Origin of the sequence: Microbacterium sp. NPDC064978, from assembly GCF_044543605.1 — a bacterium.
In the GTDB taxonomy this organism is placed as follows: Bacteria; Actinomycetota; Actinomycetes; order Actinomycetales; family Microbacteriaceae; genus Microbacterium; species Microbacterium meiriae.
This window is the reverse complement of record NZ_JBITWF010000004.1, coordinates 373,649-390,760: the sequence shown is the minus strand read 5'-3', so window position 1 is coordinate 390,760 and position 17,112 is coordinate 373,649. Positions and strand designations below refer to the sequence as shown.

The following is a 17,112-nucleotide window of genomic DNA, read 5'->3' as shown; positions in this document are numbered from 1 at the left end:
CCCCGCGGGACCAAAACCCGGGGTTCCCTGGTTCTCCTCTATGACGCCGCAGCCAGCGGCGTCGGACAAGGAGCCACTCATGTCGAACGACTACGGCAGGACCCCCGAGGCCGTCAGCGGTCTCACGCACCTGCAGTACGAGGTCACGCAGCAGGACGCCACCGAGCCGCCCTTCCGCAACGCCTACTGGAACACGCACGACGACGGCATCTACGTCGACGTCGTCTCCGGCCAGCCGCTGTTCTCCTCGCGGGACAAGTACGACAGCGGCACCGGCTGGCCGAGCTTCACGCGCCCGATCGACGCCGACGCCGTGACCACGAAGACCGACCGCACGCTGTGGATGACCCGCACCGAGGCGCGGTCCTCCGGAGCCGACAGCCACCTGGGACACGTCTTCGACGACGGGCCCCGCGCCGAGGGCGGCCTCCGCTACTGCATGAACTCGGCGGCCCTCCGCTTCATCCCGGCGGAGGATCTCGAGAAGGAGGGGTACGGTCGCTACAGCCCCCTCTTCACCACCGACACCTCTGAGGAGCAGTCATGACCGACACCGGAACCATCACCCGCACTCCCGGGACCGAGACGGCCGTCCTCGCGGGCGGCTGCTTCTGGGGCATGGAAGACCTCATCCGCCGCCAGCCCGGCGTGATCGACACCCGCGTGGGCTACACCGGCGGGGAGAACGACCACGCGACCTACCGCAACCACCCCGGTCACGCGGAGGCCGTGGAGATCGTGTTCGACCCGAGTGCGACCACCTATCGCGACATCCTGGCGTTCTTCTTCCAGATCCACGACCCGTCGACGTTGAACCGGCAGGGCAACGACATCGGGTCGAGCTACCGGTCGGCGATCTTCCCGCTCACCCCCGAGCAGGAGCAGGTCGCCCGCGACACGATCGCCGATGTCGACGCCTCCGGCCTGTGGCCGGCGAAGGCCGTCACGACGATCGAGCCCGCCGGTCCGTTCTGGGAGGCCGAGCCCGAGCACCAGGACTACCTGATCAAGTACCCGAACGGCTACACGTGTCACTTCCCCCGCGCCGGCTGGGTCCTCCCGAAGCGCGAGGACGCCACCGCCTGATCCCGAGACCCCGCTCTCGCGCCGAGACCCCCTCCTGCGCACGCGTGCGGGAGGGGGTTTCGGCGCGAAGACGGGGTCTCGGCGGGCTCAGGACTCGGCGAAGAACGCGAGCGCGGCCTCCTTGAAGTCGCGGGAGCCGGGGGCGTTGAAGTGGTGGCGGTTCGGGAGCTCGACGAAGCGGGCATCGGGAGCCGCCGCGGCCAGTGCCCGGGAGCCCTCGATGATCGCGTCCTTCGATCCCGTCGCGAACAGCAGCGGCACGACCGGGGCGTCCGCGGGATCGGGGTCGATCGTGCCGGAGCCCCGCAGCCCCTCGGCCAGCGCGACGAGCGCACGCAGGTCGTTCCCGGGCACCCGCTCGGTCAGCGCGATGTAGTTCTGCGTCGTGCGGTCCTCCACCGAGGTGCCGTCCGCGATGTACGCGCGCACCTGGTCGAGGTCGAGACGCGCGAGGGGGATGCCGTCGGGAACACCGCCCAGGACCGCCCGGCCGATCCGATGCGGGAGCGCACGGGCCACTTCCCAGCCCACCCGGGCGCCGAGGGAGTAGCCGAGGTAGAACGCGTCGTCGACGAGGTACGTGTCCATGACGGTCTCGACGTCGGTCACGAGGTTCCGGATCGCGTAGGCGTCGGACTCATGCGGCTTGTCGCTCTGCCCGTGGCCGCGCTGGTCGAGTGCGAGCACGCGGTACCCGGCCCTGGTCAGCTCGCGCACCCAGCCCGTCAGCACCCAGTTGTCGCGGGCGCCGGAGGCGAAGCCATGCACGGTCACCACGACGGGGGCGTCGAGCTCCCCCCACGTGTACGTCGCCAGTCGTGTGCCGTCCGCCGCGTAGACGTGCTGCGGGTCGGGCATCTCGGTGAGGTCGGAGAGGGGAACAGCCACCCCTCCATCTTGGCCCTGACGTCGACGCCGAGACCCCGGTTACACGCCGAAACCCCCTCCCCGCGGTGTCGCGGGGAGAGGGTTTCGAGGAGAACCCGGGGTTTCGGGTCAGACGCGGTCGCGGAGAGCGGCGCCGAGCTCGGCGTCGACGTTCGTCCAGTACTGGAAGAAGCGCTCGCGGATGGCGTCGACCGTGATCGAACGGCCCTGACCGGTCAGCACCTCCAGGAAGCGGGCGCGCTGCGGGCCGTCGAAGACCTCGCGGTACAGCGTGCCGGCCTGACCGAAGTCGTCGTCCTCGGCGTGCAGCGTCGCGGCGGAGCGGGTGAGCTCGCCGTCCGCCGACCAGTTCACCTCGATGCCCTTCGCCGGGTCGGCCACGGGGCCGCCGGGGGTCCCGAAGGAGTTCGGCTGGTAGGTGCGGTGCGCGGCGTCGTTGTACTGGTACCGCATCGAGCCCTCGTGCTGGTAGTTGCGGGTCTCGGCGGCGTGCGGCTGGTTCACCGGCAGCTGGTTGTAGTTCGCGCCGATGCGGTGCCGCTGGGCATCCGGGTAGGCGAACATCCGGCCCATGAGCATCTTGTCGGGGGAGATGCCGGTACCGGGCACCTGGTTCCCCGGCGCGAAGCCGGCCTGCTCGATCTGCGCGAAGAAGTTCTCCGGGTTGCGGTTCAGGGTCAGCGTGCCGACCTTGATGCGCGGGTAGTCCTTCTTCGAGATCGTCTTGGTGAGGTCGAACGGGTTGAAGCGGTAGTCCTTCGCCTCGTCGTACGGCATGATCTGCACGTACAGGTCCCACTTCGGGAAGTCGCCGCCGTCGATCGACTGGAACAGGTCGCGACGGTAGTGGTCCGCGTCGGAACCGGCCAGCTGCTCGGCCTCCTCCGGGCTCATCGCCTCGACGCCCTGGTGGGAGATGAAGTGGTACTTGACCCAGAACACCTCGCCCTCGGCGTTGATCCAGGAGTAGGTGTGCGAGCCGTAGCCGTTCATGTGACGCCAGCTGCGGGGGAGTCCGCGCTCGCCCATGAGGTAGGTGACCTGGTGCGCGCTCTCGGGCGAGAGGGTCCAGAAGTCCCACTGCATGTCCGCGTCGCGCAGACCGGAGTCGCCGAGGCGCTTCTGCGAGTGGATGAAGTCCGGGAACTTGATGGCGTCGCGGAGGAAGAACGTCGGGGTGTTGTTGCCGACGATGTCGAGGTTGCCCTCGGTCGTGTAGAAGCGCAGCGAGAACCCGCGCACGTCGCGCCAGGTGTCGGGCGAGCCCTGCTCACCGGCGACGGAGGAGAAGCGGAGGAGGGTCTCCGAGGTGGCGCCCGGCTGGAACACGGCCGCCCGGGTGTACTTCGAGACGTCCTCGGTGACGACGAACTCGCCGAACGCGCCGCCGCCCTTAGCGTGCGGGTTGCGCTCCGGCACGCGCTCGCGGTTGAAGGAGGCGAGCTTCTCGACCAGGTAGTGGTCGTGCAGCGCGGTGGGCCCGTCGGGGCCCACGGTCAGCGAATGGGTGTCGCTCGCGATCGGCGCTCCGGCCTGCGTCGTCGTGGCCGGACGGCCCGCGTCGGTGGGGTTGGTCATGGTCTTCTCCTTCTCCGCGCGGACATGCCGAACGGACCCTCGGGGAGGGGATCGGTGGATGCGCCTACGCGGCGTTCTGGCAGCTGGGGCAGAGGCCCCAGAAGGTGACTTCAGCTGTCTGCACGGTGAAGCCCCCCGTCGAGGACGGGGTGAGACACGGCGCCTCGCCGACGACGCAGTCCACGTCGCCGACCGCACCGCAGGAGGTGCAGACGATGTGGTGGTGGTTGTCGTCGATGCGCCGTTCGTACAGCGCCGCGGATCCTGCCGGTTCGATCCGGCGGATGAGGCCCGCCGTCGTCAGGTCCGCGAGGATGTTGTGCACCGACTGGATCGACGTGGTCGGAAGCACGTCGGACACGGCGCGGTAGACCCGCTCCGCATCCGTGTGGGCCATGGAGCCGAGAGCCTCGAGGACGGCGACGCGGCCCGCAGTCGCACGCAGCCCGGCGTCGCGCAACGCCGAGTCGAGTTCCGTCTCCATGCCTCCGACTCTACACGTGTTTTGAGTGATTCAAAAGAGCATGCCGGGATGCCGGGCGCGTCGCGGCCTTCAGACGAAGCGGACCGTCTGCTGGAGACGGGTGCGGACATCGAACAGCTCGTTGCCGCCGATTGCCCGCGCCCCGGGGACGCCCTGCCGCAGCACCATCGCCAGCGCGCTGCGTCGGACCACCACGACCGGGACGCCGCGACTGCTGCCGAGCGGCGTGACGGCCTGGGCGAGGTCGTCGTCGGGGAGCACCACGATCGCGCCGCCGAACTTCACCTTCGCGGCCTTCGCCACCGCGCGCATCCGGGCGAGAGCCGCCGTGACCGGGGCGCGGGTGCCGAGGCTCGGACCGGTGATCTCACCGCGGCGGAAGCCCACGACCCCGCCGAAGTCCTCGGACATGATGCCGTAGAGGCCGGAGGGACTGAGCACGACGTGGTCGAGCTTGTCCTCCGGGGTCTGCCCGGCGGCGACGTCGTGCCAGACCGTGAAGCCCATGCCGAGGTCGGAGACCGTGCGGGCCGTGGCCTCCTCCGCGAGCGCATCGGCGAGCAGCCGCCGGAGTTCGCGCGGGGCGGCACGGACCAGAGCCGGGGCATACGGATCGGGGACCTCGACCCCGTGGCCCGCCCACTCGCGGATGAGGGAGAGGTAGCGCTCTCGCCGCCAGCCCCCGGGGTGTCCGTAGGAGCGGGCGCGCGGCCGGGTGTCGGTGCGCACGGTCTGGGGGCGCCAGCCGCTCCACTCGCCGCCGTCGTCGGTCAGGCCCGCGCGGCGGTCGTACGCGGCACGGTCCTCCGCAGTACCGATGAGCTCCCAGGCGCGCTGGACCTGGATGAACACGGCCGCGTCGCCGCCGGTGTCGGGGTGGGTCTGCCGCAGCCGCAGCCGATACGCCCGCCGGAGCTCGGCGTCGTCGACGGCCGGATCCACGCCGAGGACCTCGTACGGCGAGGCCGAGAGCGGACTGTCGAACATCGCTCTCCTTCCGCGACCGCGGCGTCCAGGATATCCGGCGGACGGTGTGCGGCCGCCGGGAGCCTCAGTCCGCGACGTCGATGATCCGCTCGATCCCGGCCACCGGGGCGACGGCGCCCCCGGACGCGGCGGCGAGGTCGGCGGTCAGACGCGGCAGCGCGGCGGCGGGCACCCACAGTTCGAGGTGCGCGGAGGCCCCGTAAGTCGGAGTGCCGAGCGTGGCCCCGTGCGACGCCGCCCAGTCGCGGAGCAGGTTGTCGTAGCGGCCGGCGTCGGCGTGCGGGACCTCGACGGTCGCCTGGGTGAGCGCCTCGCGACGGACGAGTGAAGCGCGATCGAGCGTCTCGGACACGGCGGTGGAGTAGGCGCGGATGAGGCCGCCCGCCCCGAGCTTCACCCCGCCGAAGTACCGGGTCACCACCGCCACGACGTCCGTGAGGCCGCGACGCCGCAGGACCTCGAGCATCGGGACGCCGGCCGTGCCGGAGGGCTCGCCGTCATCCGAGGACCGCGCCTGATCCCCGTGCAGGCCGGTCACCATCGCGGTGCAGTTGTGGTTCGCGTCCCAGGCGCGCTTCCGGATCGTCGCGATGACGCCTTCGGCTTCGGCCACCGAAGACACCGGTGCGACGTGCGTGAGGAAGCGCGACTTCCGGATGACGAGCTCGTGGTCGACGGCCGCCGCGATCGTCGCCGGGAACGGGTGCGGTGTCGACATCGGCCCCACGATACCTCCGTTCGAGTCGCCTGATTGGTCCCAAATCCGGGCCGGATGCCGCCAATCGGGCGATTCGAACCGGCTCGACCGAACGATGGAGGCGGACTGTGGCCCGGCGGACGAGAATGTCAGCATGCCGACCGGAGACACCGCCGAGCCCGACCTCCCCGGAGGGCGGACGGGAGCACGCACGCGCTCCTGGGGGCGCCTGGTCACGTCGCTGCGCATCGGGCAGGCCGTCATCACGGTCGTGCTCACCGTCGTCGGCGTCGTGCGCTCCCTCGCCGACGGGATCCCGGTGCCGTGGCTGCTCGCGACCGCCCTCGCCTTCCTCGGCTGGTACGGCGGCGGACTCCTGCTCTCCTCCCGCACGGACGACCGCGCGCTCGCCGCCGGCTGGCTGCTGGGGCTCACGGCCATCTGGCTGGGGGCGGTGGCGCTGTCGCCGGAATTCGTCTGGCTCGCGTTCTCGCTGTGGTTGCTCGCCGGCTTCCTGTTGCGGCTGCGATGGGCCGTACCGCTGAGCCTCCTCGTCCTCGCCGTCGTGATCGTCGCGCCGCTGCTGCACACCGGAACGACCACCTACGCGAACGTCATCGGACCGCTCGTGGGCGGCATTTTCGCCCTCGGGATCTCCCGCGGCTACCTGGAACTGGTCCGCGACGGGCGCGAGCGGCGGCGGCTCATCGCCTCCCTCGTCGCGACGCAGCAGGAGATGGCGGCCCTCCAGGACGAGCTCGCCCGGACCCAGCGTGAGTCAGGCGCCGCCGCCGAGCGCACCAGGGTGTCCCGCGACATCCACGACACGGTCGCCCAGAGCCTGTCGTCCATCGTCCTGCTGGCGCGGTCGGCGGCCGAGCACGAGGACGGTCGGGAGCAGGCGCTCGGGCAGATCGGGGCGCTCGCCGCGGAAGGGCTCGCCGACGCCCGCCGCATCGTGGACGACCTCATGCCCGCCGAGCTCGACGGTTCCGCGTTGAGCGACGCCCTCGCCCGGATGCTCGAGCGCCTGACCGCCGAGACCGGGATCGCGGCCACCCTCCACGCCGACGAGGAACTGCCCGCTCTCGGCCTGGACGCGGAGGTCGCCCTGCTGCGGACGGCGCAGTCCGCACTCGCCAACGTGCGCAGCCATGCCGCCGCGACCCGGGTGGTGGTGACGCTCGCGGACGCCGGCGACGCCGTGCGGCTGGACGTGGTCGACGACGGCCGCGGCTTCGATCCGTCCCGCCTCGAGTCGGCAGGGCCCGGCGGCGGCTACGGCCTGCGGGCGATGCGCGCCCGACTGCGTGAGCTCGGCGGCGGGCTCGACGTGGAGAGCGCCCCCGGCGACGGCACCGCGCTCTCCGCCCACCTGCCGCTCCGAGGACGGTCGTGACCCCGGTGCGCATCCTCCTCGTCGACGATCACCCGATCGTGCGGGCCGGCGTGCGTTCGCTTTTCGACCGCCGCGACGACGCCGAGGTCGTGGGCGAGGCGGCGTCGGGGGAGGAGGCGGTCGTGCTCGCCCGGCACCTCCGTCCCGACGTCGTGCTTTGCGATCTGCGTCTGGGGGCGGGGATGGACGGCGTGCAGACGACGGCGGCGCTCCGGGCGCTCGACCCGGCGCCAGCGGTGCTCATCCTCACCACGTTCGACCGCGACGCCCAGATCCTCGGCGCGATCGAGGCGGGGGCGGCGGGGTATCTGCTCAAGGACATCGACCCGGAGGACATCGTCCGTGCCGTGCGACAGGCCGCAGCGGGCGGGCAGGCGCTGACGCCGGAGCTCACGGCGCGCGTCGGCCGCGCCCTCCGTGCCCCGCGGGTGCAGCTCACGGGGCGCGAACTCGACGTGCTGCGGCTGCTCGACACCGGGGCCTCCAACCGGGAGATCGCGAAGGCGCTGTTCGTCACGGAGGCGACGGTGAAGACTCACCTCGTCCACGTCTTCGAGAAGCTCGGGGCCGACAGCCGCGCGAAGGCGGTCGCGATCGCCAGGGAGTCCGGTCTGCTCTGACGCCCGCGGTCTCCACCGTTCGATGGATCCGCGGCGACGGCTCCCCGGCGAGGCTGGAGGCAGACAGAAAGGACTCCCATGCGCAGGCTCTTCACCGCCGCGTTCGCCTCCATGCTGGTGGGCGTCGCCTCCGGACTCTTCTACCGCGAGTTCACCAAGATCAACGGCTTCCCCGAGGGGGCGCCGACGCAGCTCGGACTCGTGCACACGCATCTGCTCGTGCTGGGCTTCGTCGTCTTCCTCGTGGTGATGCTCTTGGAGAAGGCATTCGCGCTCTCCGAGAGCCGCCTGTTCGGCTGGTTCTTCTGGACCTACACCGCCGGTCTCGTGCTGACCTCCGCGATGCTCGTCTGGCACGGTTGCCTCACGGTGCTCGGGCAGGACTCCACGAAGATGATCGCCGGTATCGCGGGCGTCGGGCACATGCTGCTCGCCGCCGGCATGGTGCTGCTGTTCCTCGCGCTCCGCCCTCGTGTCTTCGCGCCGAAGGTCGCGGCCACCGGGCCCGCGACCCTCGAGTCGGTGGCCTGACGCCTCAGTCGGCCGGGATCGTGTCGTCGCGCAGGTAGGCGATGTGCGCGGCGTGACGCTCCAGGTGGTGCGGCGACTTCCGGACGAACAGCCACGCCACGATGAGGATCGCGAACCAGATCGGCGTCACGAGCAGCGCGATCAGGGTGTCCGGCTGGGTGGTCAGCGCCCAGAGGATGAACAGGAAGAACGCGAGCACGACGAACACCATGAACACGCCGCCCGGCATCTTGAACGCCGAGGTCGCCGCCTTCTCCGGACGCCGGCGCCGGTACACGAGGTAGCTGCAGAGGAAGATCGTCCACACGAACATGAAGCACACGGCCGACACGGTGGTGACCATCTCGAACGCCGTGCCGATGTCCTTGCCCGCGTAGAGCAGCACGACGCCGGACAGCAGCAGGATGCAGGACAGGAACAGCGCGTTCTGCGGCACGCGGCGCTTGGAGAGCCGGCCGAAGAACCGGGGGGCGTCGCCGTCCTGCGCCAGGCCGAACACCATGCGCGACGTGGAGTAGATGCCGGAGTTCGCGCTGGACATCGCCGAGGTGAGCACCACGAGGTTGACGACGGTGGCGGCGATGCCGAGTCCGGCGAGGGCGAACATCGCGATGAAGGGGCTCTCGCCGGCGACGTACTCGGTCCACGGCGTGACGGCCATGAGGATGATGAGCGCGCCCACGTAGAACAGCAGGACCCGGATCGGGATGGCGTTGATGGCCTTCGGGAGGTTGCGCTCCGGGTCCTTGGTCTCCGCGGCGGCGGTGCCGACGAGCTCGATCCCGACGAACGCGAACACCGCGATCTGGAAGCCGGCGACGAATCCGAGGAAGCCGTGCGGGAACATCCCGCCGTGCTCCCACAGGTTCGAGAAGCTCGCGGTGCCGGCGTCGTGGGAGAAGCCGGTGAGGATCATGACGAGACCGGTGACGATGAGCGCCACGATCGCGACGATCTTGATGAGTGCGAACCAGAACTCCATCTCGCCGAAGGCGGCGACGGTGGGCAGGTTGAGCGCCAGGAGGATCACGACCACGAGGAGACCCGGGATCCACAGTGGGACGCCGGGGATCAGGGCGTCGGTGTACCCGGCGATCGCGATCACGTCGGCCACGCCCGTGACCACCCAGCAGAACCAGTACGTCCAGCCCGTGAAGAAGCCCGCCCAGGGGCCGAGGAGGTCGCTCGCGAAGTCGCTGAACGACTTGTACTTGAGGTTCGACAGCAGCAGCTCGCCCATCGCCCGCATGACGAAGAACAGCATGAACCCGATGATCATGTAGACGAAGATCACGGAGGGACCGGCGACCGAGATCGTCTTGCCGCTGCCCATGAACAGGCCCGTGCCGATCGCCCCGCCGATCGCGAGCAGCTGGATGTGCCGATTGCTGAGCGCGCGCCGCAGGTGCTCCTCGCCTCCGGCTCCGGTCTGCCCCTGGCGGATGGCCCCCGTGTCTTGCTTCGTCACGCTCTTCTCCTCCGGTCGTCGTCGACTGATGCAGAGTAACCACCGGGATGTGCCAGGCCGAAATCGACGGGCGTGGACCGGCATTTCGGCATTCGCGTGTTCCCTTCGCCCGAAACGATTCGATAAACTGAGCGCACCCCCGATCCATCCCTCCTTCCCTGCGAGCCCCTTCCTTCATGGCCACCACCCTCACCACGGGCCGTCCGTGGCGCGTCATCCTCGCCTTCTCGATCCCGCTCCTGCTCGGCAATGTCGTGCAGCAGCTCTATCAGTTCGCCGACGCGATCGTCGTCGGACGACACCTCGGCGTCCAGTCGCTCGCCGCCGTCGGCGCGACGGGCAGCCTGCTCTTCCTCCTCCTCGGCTTCGCCTGGGGTCTGACGAGCGGTTTCGCGATCCCCATCGCACAGGCCTTCGGTGCGCGCGACGACGCCGCCGTGCGTCGCTCGGTCGCGACGGGTGTGCTCCTCAGCGGCATCACGAGCGTGGTCCTCACGGTGGTCGCGCCGCTCATCGCGGGGCCGATCCTGACGCTTCTGCAGACGCCGCCCGAGCTCATGGCCGAGGCGACGGTGTTCACGCAGATCAGCTTCCTCGGCGCGGGCGCGACGATGTTCTTCAACTACCTCTCCGCCATCATCCGCGCCATCGGCGACTCGAAGACCCCGCTGGTGTTCCTCACGGTCTCCTGCGCGCTCAACGTCGGCCTCGTCGTGCTCATGGTCGGTCCGCTGGAGTGGGGCGTCGCCGGGGCCGCGCTCGCGACCGTCGTCGCACAGGCCGTCTCGGTGATCCTGTGCCTGGAGTTCGTGCGCCGGCGGCTGCCCATGCTGCACCTGCGTCGTTCGGACTGGCGCATCTCCCGCACGGACATCGCCGACCACCTGCGCCTCGGTCTGCCCATGGGCTTCCAGGCCTCGATCATCGCGATCGGGACCCTCACGGTGCAGGTCGCCCTCAACACCCTCGGCGCCGACGCGGTGGCGGCTTACACGACGGCGTCCCGCGTGGACAGCCTGGCGGTCGCCCTGCTCTCCTCGCTCGGGCTCGCCGTGTCGATGTACGCGGCGCAGAACCACGGCGGCCGCCGCCCCGACCGCATCCGGCGCGGCGTGGTCGAGGCCACCTGGATGGCGGTCGCCGCGGCGATCGTCCTCGGCGGGCTGCTCATCGCGTTCGGCGCGCCGATGGTCCGGCTGTTCGTCGGCGACGGTTCGGACGACGTCGTCGCAATGGCGCACCGCATGCTCATCATCAACGGCTGCGGCTACTGGGCGCTCGGCATGCTCTTCGTGCTCCGCGGCGCACTCCAGGGGCTCGGCCACACGCTGGTGCCGACCGTCACCGGCGTGATCGAGCTCGTGATGCGCGTCGTCGCCGCAGTGGTCCTCGGCGCGATGATCGGGTTCGACGGCGTGGCCCTCAGCAACCCGCTCGCCTGGGTGGGCGCGATCGTGCTCCTCGTGCCGGCCTACGTCAAGGCGCATCGCGCGCTGGCGACCCAGCCCGTGGCCCCGACCGAGGCCACCGAGACCTCCGCGATCGCGATCGTCGGCCCCACCGACGGCTCGATGGTGGTCGACGCGGTCGTCACCCGCCCGGTCCGCGTCGTGCGCCCGCGCCGGCTGCGGTGGCCGGTCCGGCGCTGATCCGCGATATCCACCGGAAGGATGACCCGGATCGGACTTGAGACGGATGGCCTTCCGGAGAGACACTTCTAATGTCGAAGGTGCGGAGGGGTTCCGCCGGACGGGGGGTCGTCATGACGACATTGGGAGTGGCCAGAGATCTGGCCGCCATTCTGGTACCGATCGGATACGTGGGTGCGGCGCTCGCCGCGGTCTGCGCGATCGTGGCCGCGATCGCGATCATCCGCGGAGCCGGGGGGCTCGCGGGAGGCGCGGTCGGACTGTGGATCGTGTGCGCGCTGATGAGCTTCACCGCGAGCTTCGCGAATCAGTGGCTTCCGCTGATCGCGGCGGGCGCGTCGCTCGGGGGCATGCTCGTGATCGGCGGGATCGTGCGCGCGATGCTCACGGCGGGCGGCTTCGAGTCGCGACGCCGGGCCGCGCGCGTGAAGCCGGCGCCGGCGACCACGACGACGGCCACGCTCAAGACCGGCTCGACCGCGACGCCCACGGCGCCGGTCGCCGTCGTCTCCTAGCGCTCAGCGGTAGTCGCGGTCGCGGTGCTGCCGCGCCTCGTCGCCCGCGGCCACGCGGGCGCTCTCGCGTGCCCGCAGCTCGACGCGGCGGATTTTCCCGGAGATGGTCTTCGGAAGCTCGGGCACGAACTCGATGATCCGCACCCACAGGTGCGAGGACAGCCGTTCGTGCGCGTAGCCGAACACGGCGCGCGCGGCGGCGGCCTCGTCCGCGCCCGCGTCCGGTGTCAGGCACACGTACGCCTTCGGCACCGCGAGGCGCGTCGGGTCGGGGCTGGGGATGACGGCCGCTTCGACGACGAGGTCGTGCTCCAGCAGCACGGACTCGAGCTCGAACGGCGAGATCTTGTAGTCGGAGGCCTTGAACACGTCGTCGGAGCGTCCGATGTAGGTCAGGTAGCCGTCGGCGTCGCGCACGGCGATGTCCCCGGTGTGGTGGAAGCCCCCGGCCCGCGACTCCGCGGTCTTCTCCGGATCGTCGTAGTACCCCGCCATGAGGCCGAGCGGCGGCTGCGCGAGGTCGAGCGCGATCTCGCCCTCGTCCTCCACGACCTCGCCCGTCGACGGGTCGAGCAGCACGACCGGGTAGCCGGGCAGCGGACGGCCCATCGACCCGACCTTGACCGTCTGGCCAGGGGAGTTGCCGATACAGGCCGTCATCTCGGTCTGACCGAAGCCGTCGCGGATCGTGCCGCCCCACGCCTCGCGCACCCGGTCGATGACCTCGGGGTTCAGCGGCTCGCCGGCGCCGACGAGCTCCCGCGGGTGCGCGAGCCGGGAGAGGTCGGCCTGGATGAGCATGCGCCAGACCGTGGGCGGGGCGCAGAAGGTCGAGACGTGGTGGGTGTCCATGACCTCCATGAGCGTGTTCGCGTCGAAGCGGTCGTAGTTGTAGACGAACACCGTCGCCTCGGCCAGGAAGGGGGAGTAGAAGCTCGACCAGGCGTGCTTGGCCCACCCCGGGGAGGAGATGTTGAGGTGCACGTCGTCCGGGCGCACCCCGAGCCACCACATCGTGGAGAGGTGGCCGACGGGGTACGAGACGTGGGTGTGCTGGACGAGCTTCGGGCGATTCGTCGTGCCGGAGGTGAAGTACAGCAGGGCCGTGTCGCCGGCCGGCGTCGGGCCGTCCGGGACGAACGCCGTCGTGGTGGCATCGGCGTCCGTGAACCGCTTCCAGTCCGCAGGCAGCGATGCGCCGACGCCGATGCGCAGGACTGCGGGGTCGATCCCTTCGACGCGGTCGGCCAGGGCGCCGAGGGTGACGACGGCGCCGGCGCGGCCGTGCTCGATGCGGTACGCGAGGTCGGAGGCTGACAGCAGCGTCGAGGTCGGGATCGACACCGCGCCCAACTTCGTGATCGCGAGCATCACCTCCCACAGCTCGATCGTGTTGTTGAGCATGACGATCACGTGGTCGCCCCGGCTGATGCCGAGGCTGCGGAGCCAGGCGGCCACCTGATCGGAGCGCGCGGAGAGCTCCCCGTACGTCCAGGACCGGAGGCTGAGGTCGGCCTCGACGATCTGCACGGCCGGACGATCGGGGTTCTCGCCGGCGATGACGTCGAACCACTCGAGCGCGAAGTTGAAGGCGGTCAGGTCGGGCCAGGCGAACTCGCGGCGCGCGGCGTCGTAGTCCGTGGCGTGCGTGAAGAGAAGGTCCCTCATCCCGCGGATCGCTTCGGTGGCGGGGGTGGCACGACGGCTCATGGTGCTCCTTTGCAACGGCGTCCCTCCATCCTGCCCCTTCGTTCAGCGGGGGAGGAAACCCGTGCCGTCGCGGAGCTCGAACACGAGCTGGGTCTCGGTGCCGCGGACGATGGGGTGCACGGTGATGTGCTCGAGCACGATGTCGCGCAGGGCGGTCGCATCCTGCACGGCCACGTGCACGAGGAAGTCGTCCACCCCGGCGACATGGAACACCTGGAGCACCCGGGGGATCGCGACGAGCGCGTCGAAGAGTGCCGTGACCTTGGGGCCGGTGTGGTGAGCGAGCCGGACCTTGATGATCGCCTGCAGCGGGTAGCCGAGAGTGGACCCGTCGAGGCGGACGCGCGTATCGCGGATCACTCCCCGGTCTCGGAGCGCGCGGATGCGGTGTGCGCATGTGGACTCCGCGAGCCCGAGGCGGTGGGCCAGAGCCTTGTTGGTCACGGCCGCATCGCGGCTCAGGGCGGCGAGCAGCTCCAGGTCGATCTCGTCGAGTTGCGCTTTCGCCAACGTGCCCTCCTCGGTACGACCGGATGTTGCACAGAATAGCGAGAATCCTGGCTTCGGCGAGCTGTTCTGTCGAAGATCAGCGAGAACGTCGTGATTCGGTCACCGTGGAGGGATGACCGCACCGCTGCATCCCGACACCGTCGCCGTACATAGCGGCCGAGCCGACCTCGAGGCGCTCGGGGTCCACGCCCTGCCGATCGACCTCTCCACGACCAACCCGCTGCCGGACGTCGAGCGCGGCGGGGACTCGTACGAGGCGATGGCCACGGGGGGTCGTCCGCCGCAGGACGGCAGCATGGTCTACGCCCGCCTCTGGAACCCGACGGTCGCGCGCTTCGAGGACGCCCTCGCCGAGCTGGAGCACGCTGAAGCCGCCGTCGCCTTCGGCTCCGGGATGGCGGCCATGACCGCCGTGATCCTCGCGCACACCGGTGCCACGGGGGCGCGGCACGTCGTCGCGGTGCGTCCGCTCTACGGAGGGACCGACCACCTGCTGGGGTCGGGTCTGCTCGGTGTGGAGACGACGTACTGCCGTCCCGACGAGGTCGCCGCCGCACTGCGCGCCGACACCGGACTCGTCGTCGTGGAGACGCCGGCGAACCCGACCCTCGAGGTCGCGGACATCGCCGAGGTCGTGCGGCAGGCGGGGAGCGTGCCGGTGGTCGTCGACAACACGTTCGCGACCCCCGTGCTGCAGAACCCGATCGACCACGGCGCGGCGATGTCGTTGCACAGCGCCACCAAATACCTCGGCGGCCACGGTGATGTCATCGCCGGCGTCGTCGCCTGTGACGAGAGGACCGCGGAGGCGCTGCGTCGCGTGCGTGCGGTGACCGGGGGGCTCCTGCACCCGCTCGGCGCGTACCTGCTGCACCGCGGTCTCACGACCCTGCCGGTCCGCGTGCGGCACCAGCAGGAGAGTGCTCGTCGCATCGTGCAGTGGCTGGTCGATCGACCCGAGGTCGCCGAGGTCTTCTATCCGGGGCTCGACGGGGATCCGCGGGGCATCCTGGAACGGCAGCTCCGCGGGCCGGGGGCGATGATCGCCCTGCGGCTGCGAGGCGGTTATGCGGCGGCCGCGGCGGTGGCCGGGGCGACCCGCCTCTTCACGCATGCGGTGTCACTGGGCGGCGTGGACTCCCTCATCCAGCATCCTGCCGCGCTCACGCACCGCCCGGTCCCCGCGGAGGCGCGTCCCGCCGCCGACGTCCTTCGCCTGTCCATCGGCCTCGAGAACGTCGACGATCTCCTCGCCGACCTCGCGAACGCCTTCGCCACTCTCGCCGACCCACCCCTTTCCGTGCCACCCACCCCGGAAAGTGCGTCACATATGGGGGTGGCTCGCACATAAGGGGCCGGGTCGGCGATTGTGTGAGGACGACAAGAAACTGAGTCTCGACTGAGGTGGGACTTGGTACCTGACGGCAAAACCGGGGGGTCGCGGAGAGGGCGGGCCTACAGTCGCGGGTGGCAACGACGCCACTGACCTCGGGAGTCCTCAATGACGAGTGAAAAGACCCACGCGCACGGCCTCGGCATGCGCATCGCCGTGATCGTCCTCAGTCTTCTGCTGGCGGCGATGGTGCTGCTGTTCTTCGCCACGATGAGCAAGGTCTCCGCTGGGGCCGCCGAGCTCGCGGACGGCACGACCACCGCGCGGGGCGGATCCGCGGACCTCGCCGCCGGTGCCTCCGACCTCGCCGCGGGAGCCGACGACCTGGCCGCGGGCACGCAGGATCTCGCGGCAGGCACGGCGACGGCGCAGCAGGGCTCCGAGAAGCTGAGCGACGGGGCGACGACGGCCGCCGCGGGCGCCACGACGCTCGCCGAGGGCGCCGGAACCCTCGCGGCGGGAGCCGCCACCGCTCTCGACGGTGCAGGACGAGTGAGCGGCGGAGCGCAGACGGCGCTCGCCGGGTCGCAGGAGCTCGCGGCGAAGATGGCGGCGGCGGATGCCGGGGCCCGAGAGCTCGTCGCGGGAGCGACCACGCTCGCCGCGGGCGTCGACGGCGCGCACCGGTACGCGAACGGCGTGCTCGAGGGCGCGACGACTCTGAGCACCACGCTGCGCGCCGGAGTGAGCGCCGACGTGCAGAAGCTCGCCCATCCGGACACGCAGACGCTGCTGACGGGCGTCGCCACGAGCGCTCCCGGCAATGCGCGGACGCTCGCCGCCGGTCTGCAAGGTCTCCTCGCCGCACACCCTGATGACGTGCAGCTCCAGCAGCTCGCGACGCTCGCCGCCGGTGTCGAGAAGCAGGTCGGCGCGCTGGCCGCCCCCGCCGCGGCTGCTCCGGGCCTCGCACAGGGACTCATCGGCGCCGCCGACGGCTCCGCTCGCGTCACGGCAGGCGTCGGCGCGCTCATCAACGGGGACCCCTCGAAGGGCTGGCCGGGGACGGTGGTGCTGGTCTCCCCGAAGGGCGCTCCCGCCCTGGTGGCCGGAGCGCAGACGCTGCAGGACGGCACCTCCCGGCTCGCGGCGGGCGCGGCGGATCTCTCGTCCGGGCTGCAGACCCTCTCGACCGGGGCGTCGTCGCTGTACTCCGGCACCGCGGAGCTCAGCGCAGGCGCGGCGCGGCTCGACGACGGTGCCGGGTCTCTGGCCACGGGCGTCGGCGCGCTGCAGTCGGGTGCCGGTGACCTCCGATCCGGGATGAGCGAACTCCGCACCGGCGCCGACGCGGTGGCCGAGGGCTCCGGGGCCCTTGCGAGCGGAGGCGCGAGGCTCGACGCCGGTGCCGCCGACCTCGCGGCCGGCAACGGACGTATCGCCGACGGTTCGGGCACCCTCGCGACGGCCACGGCGGGCGCCGCGCCCTCTCTGCTCCCGTGGATCCTCGGGATCGGTCTCGTCGGCCTGATCGCGATCGGGTTCTGGATCGGCCACCGCGTCACCCACCGCTGATCGTCGACCCACCCCCTTCCGCGCGACCCACCCCCGTAAGTGACGCACTTTCGGGGGTGGGTCGACCGCAAGGGGGTGGGTC

Annotated in this window: 17 protein-coding genes; 9 read left to right on the top strand and 8 right to left on the bottom strand. The window is 70.9% G+C overall.

Annotated elements, in window-relative coordinates:
* Nucleotides 1-79 precede the first annotated feature (79 nt).
* The gene (msrB, locus tag ACIGJI_RS14875; protein WP_312674531.1) at nt 80-547 is read left to right on the top strand and encodes a peptide-methionine (R)-S-oxide reductase MsrB; all 468 of its coding nucleotides are present in this window, start codon (nt 80-82) and stop codon (nt 545-547) included.
* Nucleotides 544-1,086, top strand: a complete 543-nt coding sequence (gene msrA / locus ACIGJI_RS14870; RefSeq protein ID WP_268776906.1) for a peptide-methionine (S)-S-oxide reductase MsrA — start codon at nt 544-546, stop codon at nt 1,084-1,086. The genes msrB and msrA overlap by 4 nt, the downstream gene beginning before the upstream one ends.
* Before the next feature lie 87 nt (nt 1,087-1,173).
* Here msrA and ACIGJI_RS14865 read toward each other — a convergent pair whose 3' ends face one another.
* The 5 genes from ACIGJI_RS14865 to ACIGJI_RS14845 all read right to left on the bottom strand — a co-directional run bounded on the left by ACIGJI_RS14865 (nt 1,174) and on the right by ACIGJI_RS14845 (nt 5,741).
* Entirely contained in the window at nt 1,174-1,974 is an 801-nt protein-coding gene (locus ACIGJI_RS14865) for an alpha/beta fold hydrolase (RefSeq protein WP_363446124.1), read from the bottom strand.
* A 108-nt stretch (nt 1,975-2,082) separates the two neighbouring features.
* A complete protein-coding gene (locus ACIGJI_RS14860; protein WP_366244319.1) occupies nt 2,083-3,552 on the bottom strand; it encodes a catalase in 1,470 nt (489 codons plus the stop codon).
* Between the two features lie 64 nt (nt 3,553-3,616).
* A complete protein-coding gene (locus tag ACIGJI_RS14855; protein WP_187662721.1) occupies nt 3,617-4,036 on the bottom strand; it encodes a Fur family transcriptional regulator in 420 nt (139 codons plus the stop codon).
* A gap of 69 nt (nt 4,037-4,105) precedes the next feature.
* The gene (locus ACIGJI_RS14850; RefSeq protein ID WP_187662720.1) at nt 4,106-5,023 is read right to left on the bottom strand and encodes a DnaJ domain-containing protein; all 918 of its coding nucleotides are present in this window, start codon (nt 5,021-5,023) and stop codon (nt 4,106-4,108) included.
* A 64-nt stretch (nt 5,024-5,087) separates the two neighbouring features.
* Nucleotides 5,088-5,741, bottom strand: coding sequence for a YigZ family protein (locus ACIGJI_RS14845; RefSeq protein WP_363446128.1), 654 nt, complete (start codon nt 5,739-5,741; stop codon nt 5,088-5,090).
* 133 nt (nt 5,742-5,874) lie between these two features.
* On the opposite strand from ACIGJI_RS14845, the gene ACIGJI_RS14840 reads away from it, so the two are divergent.
* From ACIGJI_RS14840 to ACIGJI_RS14830, 3 genes are all read left to right on the top strand, one after another.
* Complete coding sequence (locus ACIGJI_RS14840; RefSeq protein WP_363446130.1) at nt 5,875-7,119, top strand: sensor histidine kinase; 1,245 nt, start codon at nt 5,875-5,877, stop codon at nt 7,117-7,119.
* Nucleotides 7,116-7,739 (top strand): response regulator transcription factor, encoded by a 624-nt coding sequence (locus ACIGJI_RS14835; RefSeq protein ID WP_280567726.1) that lies wholly within the window; start codon nt 7,116-7,118, stop codon nt 7,737-7,739. Before ACIGJI_RS14840 ends, ACIGJI_RS14835 begins: the two co-directional genes overlap by 4 nt.
* A 78-nt stretch (nt 7,740-7,817) precedes the next feature.
* Nucleotides 7,818-8,270 carry a DUF2871 domain-containing protein gene (locus ACIGJI_RS14830; protein ID WP_187662717.1) on the top strand — a complete coding sequence of 151 codons (453 nt, stop codon included), beginning with the start codon at nt 7,818-7,820 and terminating at the stop codon, nt 8,268-8,270.
* Between the two features lie 4 nt (nt 8,271-8,274).
* On the opposite strand, the gene cycA is transcribed toward ACIGJI_RS14830, so the two are convergent.
* Nucleotides 8,275-9,738: a D-serine/D-alanine/glycine transporter gene (cycA, locus tag ACIGJI_RS14825; protein ID WP_259952645.1), complete on the bottom strand. Its 1,464-nt coding sequence runs from the start codon at nt 9,736-9,738 to the stop codon at nt 8,275-8,277.
* Nucleotides 9,739-9,914: 176 nt separating this feature from the next.
* On the opposite strand from cycA, the gene ACIGJI_RS14820 reads away from it, so the two are divergent.
* Nucleotides 9,915-11,387: an MATE family efflux transporter gene (locus ACIGJI_RS14820; RefSeq protein WP_259952644.1), complete on the top strand. Its 1,473-nt coding sequence runs from the start codon at nt 9,915-9,917 to the stop codon at nt 11,385-11,387.
* A 113-nt stretch (nt 11,388-11,500) separates the two neighbouring features.
* Nucleotides 11,501-11,902: a hypothetical protein gene (locus ACIGJI_RS14815; protein WP_187662715.1), complete on the top strand. Its 402-nt coding sequence runs from the start codon at nt 11,501-11,503 to the stop codon at nt 11,900-11,902.
* A 3-nt stretch (nt 11,903-11,905) separates the two neighbouring features.
* Here the strand turns inward: ACIGJI_RS14815 and ACIGJI_RS14810 are convergent, their stop codons facing one another.
* Nucleotides 11,906-13,612: an AMP-binding protein gene (locus ACIGJI_RS14810; RefSeq protein WP_363446134.1), complete on the bottom strand. Its 1,707-nt coding sequence runs from the start codon at nt 13,610-13,612 to the stop codon at nt 11,906-11,908.
* Nucleotides 13,613-13,654: 42 nt separating this feature from the next.
* Complete coding sequence (locus tag ACIGJI_RS14805; protein ID WP_363446136.1) at nt 13,655-14,122, bottom strand: Lrp/AsnC family transcriptional regulator; 468 nt, start codon at nt 14,120-14,122, stop codon at nt 13,655-13,657.
* Nucleotides 14,123-14,234: 112 nt separating this feature from the next.
* On the opposite strand from ACIGJI_RS14805, the gene ACIGJI_RS14800 reads away from it, so the two are divergent.
* Both ACIGJI_RS14800 and ACIGJI_RS14795 read left to right on the top strand, forming a co-directional pair.
* Nucleotides 14,235-15,473 carry a PLP-dependent aspartate aminotransferase family protein gene (locus ACIGJI_RS14800; protein WP_363446138.1) on the top strand — a complete coding sequence of 413 codons (1,239 nt, stop codon included), beginning with the start codon at nt 14,235-14,237 and terminating at the stop codon, nt 15,471-15,473.
* A 150-nt stretch (nt 15,474-15,623) separates the two neighbouring features.
* Nucleotides 15,624-17,030 (top strand): hypothetical protein, encoded by a 1,407-nt coding sequence (locus ACIGJI_RS14795; RefSeq protein WP_363446140.1) that lies wholly within the window; start codon nt 15,624-15,626, stop codon nt 17,028-17,030.
* Nucleotides 17,031-17,112 lie beyond the last annotated feature (82 nt).